This is a genomic window from Aeromonas allosaccharophila (assembly GCF_016026615.1).
Taxonomy (GTDB): Bacteria; Pseudomonadota; Gammaproteobacteria; order Enterobacterales; family Aeromonadaceae; genus Aeromonas; species Aeromonas allosaccharophila.
Window position 1 is genome coordinate 945645 of the sequence record NZ_CP065745.1, and the last position, 14507, is coordinate 960151.

The following is a 14507-nucleotide window of genomic DNA, read 5'->3' on the forward strand; positions in this document are numbered from 1 at the left end:
CTTGGCCCCCTGCTGTTTTTGGCTCGGGCGCTGCCGTGGCTGAGGTCGATTTGCTCACAGGCAATTTGCCCATAGGCTATTCGCCCGTAGGGAATGGGCAGCCCGCCGGCACAGGGGTAAGATAGCCACCCCGATAAGGGTTGGCCCATCGGAACAAAAGGCGAAAGGCAGAGCAATGCGTGGTGAGAGATGAGTGGAAAGATCAATATGGCGGCGCTGGTAGGACTTGTTCTGCTCACCGCCATCTGGAGTTACAGCTGGATCGTGATGAAGCAGGTGATGCTCTACGCGGGGGCCTTCGAGTTCACCGCCCTGCGCTGCCTGTGCGGATCTCTGGTTCTGCTGCTGGTGTTGGCCCTGCGCGGGCGCCGTTATCTCAAACCCACCCCGTTTCGCTATACCCTGGCCATCGCCCTGTTCCAGACCTGCGGCATGGTGGGGCTGGCCCAGTGGGCACTGATCAGCGGTGGGGCGGGCAAGGTGGCCATTTTGAGTTACACCATGCCGTTCTGGGTGGTGATCTTCGCGGCGCTCTTTCTCGGAGAGCGGATGCGCAAGCTGCACTATCTGGCGGTTGGGGTGGCCGCCTGTGGCCTGCTCTTGGTGATCCAGCCCTGGCAGTTGCACCTTGAATCCCTCAAGAGTGCGCTCTTGGCGATCCTCTCCGGCATCTGCTGGGGGATTAGCGCCATCATCGCCAAGCGGATGTATGCCCGCCACCCCGGGGTGGATCTGATGTCCCTCACCACCTGGCAGATGATCTACGCAACCATAGTGATGGCACTGGTGGCGGCGCTGGTGCCGGAGCGCCCCATCGACTGGCAGCCCTATGTGATGGGGGCGCTGGCTTATAGCGCCATCTTCGCCACCGCCATCGCCTGGAGTCTCTGGCTGTTTGTGTTGAAAAAACTGCCAGCGGGGATTGCCAGCCTCAGCACCCTGGCGGTGCCGGTGACCGGTGTGCTGCTCTCCTGGTGGCTGCTCGGCGAAAATCCGGGGCCGGTGGAGGGGAGCGGCATCGCCCTTATCGTGCTGGCGCTGCTGGTGATCAGCCGCAAGGGCAAGCGCTCTGTGGTGTCGGTGGCGGGTGAGACCCGTATCAAGCACGGCTGAGCCCATTGCCAGCGAAGAGATAAAAAGGGCCCGCCATGATGGCGGGCCCTTCTGGTTTTAAGAACACTCTCTTATCTGCGCTGGGCCAGATGCATCATGGCCTCCAGCACGGCGCCGCCGATGGCGCGGGCCTTATCCGATACCGTAGTCGCATCGGCCCGCTCGCCTCTGGGGTCGATATCGCCAATCTTGAAGCCGACTGGCACGTCGATGCCATCGCTGAGCAGACCTCGCACCATACCTGAGAGCGGCGCGATAATGGGAGCGTCCCCTACATGGGCGATCACATCCCCTTCCTGCACCAGATCGCCGAGCTTGATCAGGCTCTTCATCACGCCGGGGGTGGGGGCGCGCACCACCCGGCGGGCGGAGTGCCCCTCGATCACCCCGGGAATGCCAGTATTGGGCTGGGCGGGGCCCTGATAGATGACCCGGCCCAGATGATGGCCGCGGTTGGTTTCGATCACCGCATCGCAGTCGCGCCCCGCCTCAAAACCCGGGCCAAGGGCCACCGTAATGGGGGCCATCTCCTTGTGGGTGCCGAGGTTCTGTTTGGCCAAAATGGCATCCACCAGATAGCGGGGCTTGAGCTCGGCGAGGGTGGCGCAGTCGGGGTCAACCAGTAGCGGAATGACGCCCCGATCCAGCTGCTCGAACGCCTGCTCGACGCTCTCGACCCGCTTGGCGCGCACTCCCTCGACGCTTGTTTCGCCCTCGAACATCCCCTGGGCGAAGGCGACGGTGCGGCGGATCACCGTGGGTTTGTCGAGGTCCAGCATCACCACCTTGAAGCCCGCATTGTGCAGCCGCAACGCGACGCCGGTGGCGATATCGCCGGAGCCGCGCATCACCACCAGTTGATCCCGCTTGAGGCGCACATCGTCCTGCATCAGGCCACCCGATTTGCCGTTTTTCACTTGAAGCAGCTCGGCGAGGATGCTGATGGCGATCTCTTCCGGGGTTTCGGCTCCGATGTTGTAACCGATGGGGGCGTGCAGCTGCTGCAGTTGCTCCTGGCTCACCCCTTGCTGGCGCAGCGCCTGGGTGAATGTCTGCACCTTGCGCTTGCTGGCGAGCAGCCCCAGATAGGCGAGGGGACGGCTGATGAGCCGATCCAGTGCCTCCTTGTCCTGATGATTGGTGGCGATGATGACGAAGTTGGCGGGCTCGATGGCCAGCGCCTCAATCACCGCGCTGATGGTGTCGGCCTGTTTGAGATGGGTGCCGGCGGGGAAGTGATCGGGGTTGAGGCTCCCTTCAAAACAGTCGCCGACATGGATATCAAAACCGAGCGGCGCCGCGGCATGGGCCACAGCCCGGTTGACGTGGCCGGCACCAATGAGCACCAGCCGTGGTCGCAGACCATAGACATCGATATAGACCGACATGGCACCACCGCAATCCGACCCGACCGCATGCTCACCGTTGCGTGCCATCCGGCCGTGGAAGATGCGCGGCTTGCGCTCGGCAATGGCCGCCACGGCCTCTTCGATCACCAGCCGCTCGATCATGCCGCCGCCGATGGTGCCGAGGATCTGGCCATCGGCCATCACCAGCATCTGGGCCTGATGGCGGGGCGTGGAGCCACGGCTCTCGATGATCTGGGCAATGGCAAACGGCGTGTTCTCCTGTTCCAGTCGGGCTGCGTGTGAAAACAGATTCATAAGGTACCTCTTCTTATCCTTAAACCATCATGGGCGAGGCGGCTGTGCCTCATCCTGAGCGAAGTAACCGAGTGCGAGGCGAATGGGCTGTGGTTCGCGAACCGCCCCCTGCCAGATGGCATGTAGCTCGGGGTGGCGGCTATGCAGCTTTATCAATTCAGCCAGCCACGACGCCTCATTTTGATAATCCCCATTGATAAACCAGATCCGGCGCGCCCTGGCCGGGGTGCCCTTGAACACCCCCTGAGGGTGGGAGAGCAGCTTGTGAAACAGTGCCCAGTCGAGCGGGTCACCGGCCTCTATCCCGCACAGGGCCTGGAATTCGGCCCAGCGGTGGATCTGCTGCGGGTCGGCCTTGGCCCCCACCATGGCGCCGCCCGTCAGGGCGATCACCCAATTACTGCTCTGGGGAATGCAAGGTTCGTGCAAAGCGGGCACTTTCAATAACTTGTGATTGGCGCCATCCGCTTCGACCAGGATGAGATCGAAGCGCTGCTGCCCCTTGATGAGATCAATCTGCTGGGGGGTGGGGCCCGCCACCTTGCCGCTGGACTGATCGATATGGCTGAACAGGGCGACCAGGGTCGGCTCATCGGGCAGTTGCTGACAGCGGGTCAGCTGGCGGACGGGATCGGCTTCCAGGATCAATTCCCGATAGTGTGACGAGGCAGGCAGAAACATCCGGGTGGTGGTGGTAATTAGCACCCTTTTACCCTGTTTATAAAAATATTCCGCCAGCCAGAACAGGGTACTGGTTTTTCCACCGGCCCCGCAGAGGCTAATTAAGGTGGTATGGCTATCAATATTTTGGGTGAGCGGGTTTAATAGCGAATCTATATCTGGAAATGCGACAGCAACAGCGTGTGGGTGCGACATAATGACGACCAAAATAAATATCGAAGGGAGTGGAAAACAACGTTGCCCGGAACAAGTGCCGTGTGACTGTATAATAACGGCGGCGGGTTTATCTTCCCGAATGGGTACTTGGAAAATGATGCTACCTTATTGCCAGGGGACAATGCTTGATGCAAGTCTCAAAAATGCCCAGGCCTTTTGTCAGCGGGTTATTCTGGTGGTGGGCCATCGTGGCGAGGAGCTTCAAGCTCGCTACGGATCACGGCCGGATATTGTTGTCGTCCACAATCCCGACTATCGGCAGGGGCTGGGCAGCTCCATCCGCTCGGCCCTGGCGGCCAGTGACGCTGACTACCTCTTTATCAGCCACGGGGATCTCCCCTGTATCCCGCGCGAGGTCTATCAACAGCTCTGGCTGGCACGGGGCTGTGAGGCACTCTTTCCCACCTGGCAGGGGGAGGCGGGTCATCCGGTATTGCTGCCCAAATCCCTTGCCAGCGAGCTGGCAGCGGCCCCGGTGCAGCAGTCGGTACGGCGCTGGTTGCAAGGGCGTCCGCACCGTATGGTGCCGGTCAACAGCCCCGCCATCCTGTTTGATGTGGATACCCCTGAGCGCTATCAGGCGCTTCTGGGTGGCATTCTTGAAAATGAGAGCGAGCCCACGAAATAACCCTGTTTTAAAAAGATAACGGGGAGATAAATGGCGTATCAAAGTGATATTTCTCGCACTTGAACTGATAGGGCGAGTTCTTTTTAATCAACTCATTCAGTAAATTTCAGAGTGATTGATAACTACTCGCAATACCCATAATGGTGGCATCGTAAATTCTCTCCATTAATTGGAGCTGTCTCACGCTTTCACCCTAAAAAATAGTTTTGTAGCTGGTGTGGCCTGATAGTTGCTCCTCTCCTTGCCAAGGGGTAAAGCCCGTGCGGGATACCCCATTTATTCATGCTGCCAATGGGCAGAACAGCTGCAAGGAGATTGCCATGGGCGATATTATGCGACCCGTTCCGTTCAAGAACCTTCTGACCCGTATTTTCGCGGAATATAAAGAGAGTCAGAGCATTTTCGGTATTCCCGCCGCGCAATTCTATCGCAAGCAGGACGAGCGCAAGATCAAGGTGTTCGGTGAAACCTGCGAAACCCCCATCGGTCCGGCGGCTGGCCCCCATACCCAGCTGGCCCAGAATATCGTCACCTCCTGGCTGACCGGCGGGCGCTTTATCGAGCTCAAGACGGTGCAGATCCTGGACCGTCTCGAACTGGCAAAGCCCTGCATCGATGCCGAAGACGAGTGCTTCAACACCGAGTGGTCTACCGAGTTCACCCTGCCCAAGGCGTTTGACGAGTATCTGAAAGCCTGGTTTGCCCTCTACCTGCTGGAGGAGGTGTTCGACCCGCGCCTCGACGGAGAGGCCAAGTCCTTCATCTTCAACATGAGCGTGGGTTACAACCTCGATGGCATCAAACAGCCGCCGATGCAGCAGTTTATCCACAGTTTGAAAGATGCCAGCACCAGTCCGAAGTTTGCCGAGTACCAGCAAGTGCTGCGCGAGCTGGTGGCCGATGAGCAGTTTATCGCCGAGCTGGGACTGGGTACCCGCCGCGATCGCCTGCAACAGCTGGTGGCGAGCATCCCGGCCAATCTGGTTCACGGCGTCACCCTCTCCACCATGCACGGCTGCCCGCCCAACGAGATCGAGGCCATCTGCCGCTACATGCTGGAAGAGAAGGGGCTCAACACCTTCGTCAAACTGAACCCGACCCTGCTGGGCTACCCGCGGGTGCGCGAGATCCTCGACACCTGTGGCTTTGATTACATCGGCCTGAGCGAAGAGTCGTTCGATCACGACCTCAAGCTGGATCAGGCCAAGGCGATGCTGACCCGCTTGATGGCGCTGGGGGCCGAGAAGGGGCTCACCTTCGGGGTCAAGCTGACCAACACCCTCGGCACCATCAACCGCAAGGGGGCGCTGCCCGGCGATGAGATGTATATGTCCGGCCGCGCACTGTTCCCGCTCTCCATCAACGTGGCCGCCGTGCTGTCCCGCGCCTTCGATGGCAAGCTACCCATCTCCTACTCGGGTGGCGCCAGCAAGTTCAACATCGCGGAGATCTTCGAGACCGGTATTCGTCCCATCACCATGGCCACCGACCTGCTGAAACCGGGTGGCTACCTGCGCCAGATTGAGTGCCTCAAAGAGATCGACGCCTCCGACAGTTGGGGCATGAGTCAGGTGGATGTGGCCAAGCTGGAGGCGCTGGCCGCCAAGGCCCTCACCATGGATTACACCCAGAAGGAGTGGAAGTCCGACGATCGCATTGAAGTGGGTGGCGGTCTGCCGATGACCGACTGCTACGTGGCGCCCTGTGTCACCGCCTGCGCCGTGCATCAGGATATCCCCGAGTACATTCGCCTGATGGGCGAGGGGGAGTATGTCGCAGCCCTTGAGTTGATTTATCAGCGCAACGCCTTGCCCGCCATCACCGGCCATATCTGCGATCACCAGTGTCAGTACAACTGCACCCGTCTCGACTACGACAGCCCGCTCAATATCCGCGAGCTGAAAAAAGTAGCGCTGGAGCGCGGCTGGGAAGGGTACAAGGCGCGCTGGCACAAACCGGCAGGCAGCGGTGACAAGCACCCGGTTGCGGTTATTGGTGCTGGTCCGGCCGGTCTCTCTGCTGGCTACTTCCTGGCCCGTGCCGGTCACCCGGTCACCGTGTTCGAGCGCGAAGCGGATGCCGGTGGTGTGGTCAAGCACATCATCCCCGAGTTCCGTATTCCGGCCGAGCTTATCCAGCATGACATCGACTTTGTCGCCGCTCACGGGGTCAAGTTCGAGTTTGGTTGCGATCCGGCGCTCACCGTCGACAAGCTGCACGCCCAGGGTTTTACCTATGTCTTCGTCGGCATCGGTGCCGACAAGAACGGCGGCATGCACCTCGAAGGGGGACATGATCGGGTCTACAAGTCCTTCAACTTCCTGCGCAGCTTCAATCAGGGCAAACCGCTGCCGCTGGGCCGCCATGTGGCGGTGATCGGAGCCGGTAACACCGCCATGGACTGTGCCCGCGCCGCTCTCAAGGTGCCGGGTGTCAGCGATGTGACCGTGATCTACCGTCGCAGCGAAAAAGAGATGCCCGCCTATCGCGAGGAGTATCTGGAAGCGGTGGAGGATGGAGTACGTTTCTGCTTCCTCACCAACCCGGAGCGCTTTGACAAAGATGGCAAGCTCACCGTGCGGATGATGGCGCTGGGGGATCCTGACGAGCAGGGCCGCCGCCGTCCGGTGCCCACCGAGCAAACCGAAGTGATGCAGATGGATGCGCTGATCACCGCCATCGGCGAGCAGCCTGATTGCGAAGTATTGAAAGCGATGGGCATTCCCCTTGGCAGCGATGGCTGGCCGGAGGTGGATAGCCAGACCGGCGAAACCAGCCGTCGCAACGTCTTCCTGATCGGTGACGTGCAGAGCGGCCCATCCTCCATCGTTGGTGCCATCGGCGGTGCCCGCCGCGCTGCGGATCTGGTGCTCTCTCGCGAGCATATCGCTGGCAGTCAGGCCGAGGTCTCAATCCAGCCGTCGGGCAAGGACGAGATCTACCGTCGCAAGGGAAGCATCGCCGTCACCATGGTCGACAAGAGCGAGCGGGAGGCCTTCGTGGCGCAAGAGGCGCACCGCTGCCTCGAGTGCAACTACCTCTGCAGCAAGTGCGTGGATGTCTGCCCCAACCGGGCCAACGTCGCCATCGCGGTGCCGGGCTTCAAGGACCAGTTCCAGACCTTGCACCTGGATGCCTACTGCAACGAGTGCGGCAACTGCGCCCAGTTCTGCCCGTGGCAGGGCAAGCCCTATCAGGACAAGGTCACCATCTTCAGCCTGCCCGAGGACTTCGACAACAGCCGCAACCCCGGTTTCTATCTGGCGGAAGGCGGGGAACTGCGGATCCGTCAGGGGGGCGAGACCTACCGTCTCACTATCGATGCCCAGAGCCGGATCAAGGATGCCCCCGAGGCGCTCGCAGACATGTGCCGCATCATCAGCCATGTCCACGCCCATCACCACTACCTGCTGGGGGCCGTCGAGGTCTGAGCGAATAACGAATAAGCGAAGGAGCAAACCATGTTTATTCTGAAAAACGTCACCGCCGTCCAGCTGGAGCCGACCCGGGTACTGGAAGGGGTGGATATCGCCATCGAAGGCACCCTTATCAAAGCGGTAGGGCCCAATCTGCGGGCCCTCTACCCGGAGGCCAACTATCGGGAGATGGGGGGCAAGCTGGTGATGCCGGGCATCGTCTGTGCCCACAACCATTTCTACTCCGGCCTGTCGCGGGGGATCATGGCCAACATCGCCCCCTGCCCGGACTTTATCTCTACCCTGAAAAACCTCTGGTGGCGGCTCGACCGGGCGCTCGATGAGGAGTCCCTCTACTACAGCGGCCTCATCTGCTCGCTGGAGGCGATCAAGAGCGGCTGTAGCGCGGTGATCGACCACCACGCCTCGCCCAACTTCATCAAGGGCTCGCTGAATGTGCTGCGCAAAGGGTTTATGGAGGCGGGTCTGCGCGGCATGACCTGCTTCGAGACCACGGATCGCAACGGCGGCCTCGCCGAGCTGCAGGCCGGGGTGGAGGAGAACATCCTGTTCGCGCAAGCCATTGATGCGGCCAAGGCCAAGGGGAACGAACCCTATCTGGTGGAGGCCCATATCGGCGCTCACGCTCCCTTCACCGTGCCCGACGAGGGGCTGGCCATGCTGCGCGAAGCGGTGCAGGTCACCGGTCGTGGTCTGCATATCCATGTGGCGGAAGACCGCTACGACATGGCTCACGGTCACCACCACTATGGCAAGGAGCCGATTGCCCGGCTGGACGAGTTTGGCCTGATCGACAGCAAGTCGCTTGTCGCCCACGGCATCTACCTGAGCCCGGCCGACATCGAGCTGCTCAACAGCCGCGATGCCTTCCTGGTGCACAACGCCCGCTCCAACATGAACAACCACGTGGGCTACAACATGCACCTGCCGGAGTATCGCAATCTGGCGCTTGGCACCGACGGCATCGGCTCCGACATGCTCGAAGAGCTCAAGTTCGCCTACTTCAAGCACAAGGATGCCGGCGGGGCGCTGTGGCCCGACAGCTTTGCCCGCTTCCTGTGGAACGGCAACACCATGCTGGAGCGCAACTTCGGCGCCAAATTTGGCCGCCTGGAGCCCGGCTACAAGGCCGACCTCACCATCTGCGATTACGACGCACCGACCCCGCTGGCGCCGCGCAACCTCGGCGGCCATCTCGCCTTCGGCATGGGATCTGCCAGCGTCAACAGCGTGATGGTGGAGGGGCGCATGGTCTATCAGGATCGCGAGTTCCCGTTCGATGTCGCGCCCATTTATGAGCAGGCCAGCAAGGTGGCGAGCCGCCTGTGGCAACGGATGGATCAGCTGGCCTAAGGCCACCTTCCACAGTTTTGGACCGGATTGCCCGCCCTGTGGATCTCCCCGGCGGCGGGCAGCAAGAGTAAGGACGACACATGATTGAGCAATTCTTCCGACCCGAACAACTGGGTCAGGCTTTGGAACTCAAGGCCAGCTTCGGCAACGACGCCGTCTACATGGGGGGCGGCAGCAAGCTTAACGCCGCCCCGACCCGCACCGACAAGAAGGTCGCCATCTCGCTGGACAAGCTGGGACTGAACCAGATTGAGCAGCAGCACGGCCAGCTCCATATCGGCGCTACCGTCACCCTGCAGACCCTGAAAGAGGATCCCCGTACCCCGGCCGCTCTGTGCGAGGCGCTGGGGTTTGTCTACTCCCGCCATCTGCGCAATCAGGCCACCATCGGCGGCGAACTTGCCTGCCAGCAGCAGGACTCCCCCTTGCTGCCGGTACTGCTGGTGCTCGAAGCGGTCGTGGTGCTGGAGAACAACCTACTGCAACCCATCGACGCCTATCTGGCGGGTCAGCGCAATGCCCTGGTGCTGGGGATTGTGCTGCCGGAGCCTGAACTGCGCTGCGCCACCCGCCGCATCAGCCGCAACGCCGATGGCCTGGCGGTGATGACCGCCGCCGTGGCCCTCGACAGCATTGGCGAGATGCGGGTGGCCGTCGCTGGCGTCACCCCGCAGCCGATGCGTTTGCGGGATCTGGAGCGCCGCGATTTGCACGATGCCGCGCTGGAAGCCGCCGTGAGCGAGCTGATCTCGCCCCGTGAGGATCTGGCGGGCAGCGTGAGTTACAAGCGGTATATCACCGGTGTGGTAGTGGCGGATCTGCTGGTGGACTGCCAGCAGCAGGAGGTGCAAGCATGATGGAACTCAACTTTACCCTGAACGGCGCCCTGCGTACCGTCATCTGCAAGGCCGGTGATAATGCCCAGCGGGTACTGTTCAATCAGTGCCGGATGCACTCGGTGCGCAACAGCGACGACGGCTTCGGTTTCGCTGGTTCCGACGCCATTCTTTTCAACGGCAAGGTGATCAACGCCTCCCTGCTGATCGCCGCCCAGCTGGAGGGGGCGCAGGTGCGTACCGCCGAGTCGCTCGGTAGCTGGAACCAGCTCAGTCTGGTGCAGCAGGCGATGGTGGATGTGGGTGTGGTGCAGTCCGGTTACAACGATCCGGCTGCCGCGCTGATTGTCACCGACCTGCTTGATCGCCATCCCGAGCCTACCCGTGATCAAATCGATGATGCGCTCTCGGGCCTGTTTCACCGCGATGGCGGTTACCAGCAGTTCTATCAGGCCATCGAGCTTGCCTGCTCACGGATGAAGGATCCCGATTATCTGTGCCAGATCGCCCCGGAATTTCGCGATGATCTGCGCCATATCGGCAAGAGCTGCCCGAAAGTGGACGCCGCCAAGATGGTGCAGGCCAAGCCCTGCTACGTGGAGGATCGGGTTACCGACGATGCGCTGATCATCAAGATGCTGCGCAGTCCCCATCCCCATGCGGTGATCACCAAACTCGATGTGAGCCGCGCCGAAGCGCTGCCGGGTGTGGTGCACGTCATTACCTATCTCAACTGCCCGGATGTGTTTTACACCCCGGGTGGCCAGAGTGCCCCCGAGCCATCACCGCTCGATCGCCGCATGTTCAGCCGCAAGGTACGTCACGTCGGTGACCGGGTCGCCGCCGTGGTGGCCGAGAGCGAAGCGGTCGCGCTGGCAGCCCTCAAACTCATCGATGTCGAGTATCAGGTGCTGCCTGCGGTCATGAACATCGATGAAGCGATGGCCCCCAATGCCCCGCTGGTCCACGACGAACCCATCATCTACATGGCTGGTGCCCCTGCGGATCTCGAGCAGCAGAACGCCTGCTCGGTACGCCGTGGCGACGAGCACATGATCATCAACTTCCCCATCGGCTCCCGCCCGCACGAGAACCTGGCCGCCAGCGTCCATGGCCAGATCGGTGACGTGGCAAAAGGCTTTGCCGAGGCGGACGAGATTGTCGAGCGCACCTACGAATCGACCCAGGCCCAGCAGTGCCCGACCGAGCCGCACATCTGCTTCACCTACATGGATGGTGATCGTCTAGTCATTCATGCCTCCACTCAGGTGCCGTGGCACGTACGCCGTCAGGTAGCGCGTATCGTCGGCCTCAAGCAACATCAGGTGCATGTGATCAAGGAGCGGGTAGGGGGCGGCTTTGGCTCCAAGCAGGATATCCTGCTGGAAGAGGTGTGCGCCTGGGCGACCAAGGTCACCGGCCGTCCGGTCACCTTCCGCTATACCCGTGAAGAGGAGTTCATCAGCAACACCTCCCGTCACGTGGCCAAGGTGAAGGTGAAAGTGGGGGCCAAGAAAGATGGCACCATTACCGCCATCGAGATGGATTTCCGCGCCAACACCGGCCCTTACGGCAACCACTCATTGACGGTGCCGAGCAACGGCCCGGCGCTCTCTTTGCCGCTCTATCCGTGCGACAACGTGCGCTTTACCGTCAACACCTACTACAGCAACATCTGCCCGACCGGCGCCTATCAGGGTTACGGCGCGCCCAAGGGCAACTTCGCGCTGACCATGGCGATTGCCGAACTGGCCGAGCGACTCGGCATCGATCAGCTCGACATGGTGGAGCACAACCGGGTGCACGAAGGGGATATCCTCAAGGTGCTGGGTGCCATCGGTGAGGGCAAGATGCCGACTTCAGTACCGCACGCCGCCAGTTGTGCCCTCGAACCCATTCTCAAACAGGGACGGGAGCTGATCGCCTGGGACAGCCCCAAACCCGCCGACGGGGATTGGCGCATCGGTCGTGGCGTCGCCATCATCATGCAAAAATCGGGGATCCCGGATATCGATCAGGCCAACTGCATGGTCAAGCTGGAATCTGACGGCACCTTTATCGTCCACTCCGGTGGCGCCGATATCGGCACTGGTCTCGATACCGTGGTGGCCAAGCTGACCGCCGAGGTGCTCGGTTGCCCGCTCAGCGATGTGCACGTCATCTCTGGCGATACCGACCACGCCCTGTTCGACAAAGGGGCCTACGCCTCGTCCGGAACCTGCTTCTCCGGCAACGCGGCCAAGATGGCGGCCGAGAACCTCAAGGCGAAGATCCTGTTCCATGGCGCCGCCATGCTGGGCGAGCCGGTGGAGGATGTGGAGCTGGTTCACCCGGGTATCGTGCGCGGCAAGTTGGGGGAGGTGACCCTCGCCAAACTGGCCCACAAGGCCGAGACCGGCACCGGCTTCGGTATTCTGGTGGGCACCGCCAGCTACATCACCTCTGAGCTGGCCTTCCCGTATGGCGCCAACTTCGCCGAGGTGGCGGTCAACGTAAGAACCGGCGAGATCCGTCTCGACAAGTTCTACGCCCTGCTCGACTGCGGTACTCCCATCAACCCGGAACTGGCCCTCGGCCAGATCTACGGGGCGACCATGCGGGCCATCGGCCACACCATGAGCGAGGAGATCTGCTACGACAGCAAGGGCATTCCGCTCACCCGGGACCTCAAGAGCTATGGCGCGCCCAAGATTGGCGACATTCCGCGCGACTTCCGGGCCTTCCTGGTACCGAGTGACGACAAGGTTGGCCCCTACGGCGCCAAGTCCATCTCGGAGATCGGGGTGAACGGCGCCGCGCCTGCCATCGCCACCGCCATCCACGACGCCTGCGGTGTCTGGCTGCGTAAGTGGCACTTCACGCCGGAACAGATTCTGCGCGAACTGGGCAAGCTGGAGCAAAAAGTGTCGGCATAACAAAAGAAAAGGTGAGGGGCGGGTGAAAGCTCGCCCCCAGCGCCTGACGGCGGAATGAGTACTCCGCCTCCATTCTGTGTGATGGGACAAACACGATGTCTAAAACAACACGCAAGCACTCTGATCTTATTTACGAGCTGGAAGACAAACCCCCGTTTTATCAAACCCTGATGGGTGCAGTGACCCATCTGCTGGCGATTTTTGTTCCCATGGTGACCCCGGCGTTGATTGTCGGCGGCGCGCTGGGCCTGTCCACCGAGACCACCGCGTATCTGGTCTCCATGGCGATGATCGCCTCCGGTATCGGCACCTGGCTGCAGGTGAATCGTTATGGCCCCATCGGTTCGGGGCTGCTCTCCATCCAGTCGGTCAACTTCTCCTTCGTGACCGTGATGATCGCCCTCGGCGGAGCCATGAAGAAAGATGGTATCCACGAGGAGCTGATCGTCTCTACCCTGCTCGGGGTCTCCTTTGTCGGCGCCTTTCTGGTGATGGGCTCCTCCTTCGTACTGCCCTATCTCAAGCGGGTGATCACCCCGACCGTGAGCGGGGTAGTGGTGCTGATGATTGGCCTGAGCCTGATCAAGGTGGGGATCATCGACTTTGGCGGCGGCTTCTCCGCCATGAGCAGCGGCACCTTTGGCAAATATGAGAACATCGGGCTGGGGCTGCTGGTGCTCTGCGTCATCGTTGCCTTCAACTGCAGCCGAAGCCCGCTGCTTCGCATGAGCGGGATCGCCATCGGCCTGATGGTGGGCTATGCGGTGGCCCTGATGCTCGGCATGGTGGATTTTTCCGCCCTTGAGAACCTGCCGCTTATCACTGTGCCTATCCCGTTCAAGTACGGTTTCTCCTTCGATTTTCACGCCTTTCTGCTGGCGGGTACCATCTATTTGCTGAGCGTGCTGGAGGCAGTGGGGGACATCACCGCCACCGCCATGGTCTCCCGGCGCGAGATCCAGGGCCCCGAGTTTCAAAAACGGCTCTCCGGCGGCGTGTTGGCCGACGGTCTGGTATCGGTGATCGCCTCGGCACTCGGCTCCCTGCCTCTGACCACCTTTGCCCAGAACAACGGGGTGATCCAGATGACCGGGGTGGCATCCCGTCATGTGGGCAAGTTTATTGCCGTCATGCTGGTGCTGCTGGGGCTCTTCCCCGTAGTAGGGCGCTTCTTCACCACCATCCCGTCACCTGTGATGGGGGGCGCCATGGTCATCATGTTCTCCATGATCGCCATCGCAGGTGGTCGCATCATCATCAGTCACGGCTTTGATCGGCGGGAGACCCTGATTGTCGCCACTTCGCTGGGGTTGGGGCTCGGCGTCTCCTATGACCCGAACGTCTTCAAGGTGCTGCCGGCCGGGATCTACATGCTGGTGGAAAACCCCATCTGCGCCGGCGGCATTACCGCCATCATCATGAATCTGGTGTTGCCGCAAAGCCGCAAGCGCAAGGCGGCTATCAAGGATGCCGAGGCGGTAGAGGTGATCCAGCTGAGCGACAAGCCGGATGTGATCTTTACCGCCCGCAGTGCGGGCCAGCCATCGGGCAGGAAGAGTGAGCCACAGGGTTCACAGGACGACGTGCCCGGGCAAACGGTGGCGCCACAAGTGGAACGGATCTGACGGTTAAACCGACAAAAAACGTCAACAGAACAAGAAAAA

9 protein-coding genes are annotated in these 14507 nt (G+C 61.2%); 7 read left to right on the top strand and 2 right to left on the bottom strand.

Translation table 11 applies throughout. The annotated features are described in order from the left end of the window. The first annotated feature begins 189 nt into the window (after positions 1 to 189). Positions 190 to 1113 carry a DMT family transporter gene (locus tag I6G90_RS04200; protein WP_197929863.1) on the top strand — a complete coding sequence of 308 codons (924 nt, stop codon included), beginning with the start codon at positions 190 to 192 and terminating at the stop codon, positions 1111 to 1113. Between the two features lie 71 nt (positions 1114 to 1184). On the opposite strand, the gene yqeB is transcribed toward I6G90_RS04200, so the two are convergent. Then, the gene (yqeB, locus tag I6G90_RS04205; RefSeq protein WP_197929865.1) at positions 1185 to 2777 is read right to left on the bottom strand and encodes a selenium-dependent molybdenum cofactor biosynthesis protein YqeB; all 1593 of its coding nucleotides are present in this window, start codon (positions 2775 to 2777) and stop codon (positions 1185 to 1187) included. Positions 2778 to 2804: 27 nt separating this feature from the next. Further along, complete coding sequence (gene yqeC / locus I6G90_RS04210; protein ID WP_197929867.1) at positions 2805 to 3653, bottom strand: selenium cofactor biosynthesis protein YqeC; 849 nt, start codon at positions 3651 to 3653, stop codon at positions 2805 to 2807. Between the two features lie 118 nt (positions 3654 to 3771). Here yqeC and I6G90_RS04215 point away from each other — a divergent pair, with 118 nt between their 5' ends. The 6 genes from I6G90_RS04215 to I6G90_RS04240 all read left to right on the top strand — a co-directional run bounded on the left by I6G90_RS04215 (position 3772) and on the right by I6G90_RS04240 (position 14468). Next, positions 3772 to 4302 carry an NTP transferase domain-containing protein gene (locus I6G90_RS04215; RefSeq protein WP_232254447.1) on the top strand — a complete coding sequence of 177 codons (531 nt, stop codon included), beginning with the start codon at positions 3772 to 3774 and terminating at the stop codon, positions 4300 to 4302. Positions 4303 to 4622: 320 nt separating this feature from the next. Further along, positions 4623 to 7733, top strand: coding sequence for a putative selenate reductase subunit YgfK (gene ygfK / locus I6G90_RS04220; protein WP_197929871.1), 3111 nt, complete (start codon positions 4623 to 4625; stop codon positions 7731 to 7733). 30 nt (positions 7734 to 7763) lie between these two features. Further along, positions 7764 to 9092: a putative aminohydrolase SsnA gene (gene ssnA / locus I6G90_RS04225; protein ID WP_197929873.1), complete on the top strand. Its 1329-nt coding sequence runs from the start codon at positions 7764 to 7766 to the stop codon at positions 9090 to 9092. An 80-nt stretch (positions 9093 to 9172) separates the two neighbouring features. Next, on the top strand, positions 9173 to 9949 hold the full coding sequence (ygfM, locus tag I6G90_RS04230) for a molybdopterin-dependent oxidoreductase FAD-binding subunit (RefSeq protein WP_197929875.1): 777 nt from the start codon (positions 9173 to 9175) through the stop codon (positions 9947 to 9949). Further along, on the top strand, positions 9946 to 12843 hold the full coding sequence (locus I6G90_RS04235) for a molybdopterin-dependent oxidoreductase Mo/Fe-S-binding subunit (protein WP_232254404.1): 2898 nt from the start codon (positions 9946 to 9948) through the stop codon (positions 12841 to 12843). The genes ygfM and I6G90_RS04235 overlap by 4 nt, the downstream gene beginning before the upstream one ends. Before the next feature lie 95 nt (positions 12844 to 12938). Further along, positions 12939 to 14468, top strand: a complete 1530-nt coding sequence (locus I6G90_RS04240; RefSeq protein WP_111808281.1) for a nucleobase:cation symporter-2 family protein — start codon at positions 12939 to 12941, stop codon at positions 14466 to 14468. Positions 14469 to 14507 lie beyond the last annotated feature (39 nt).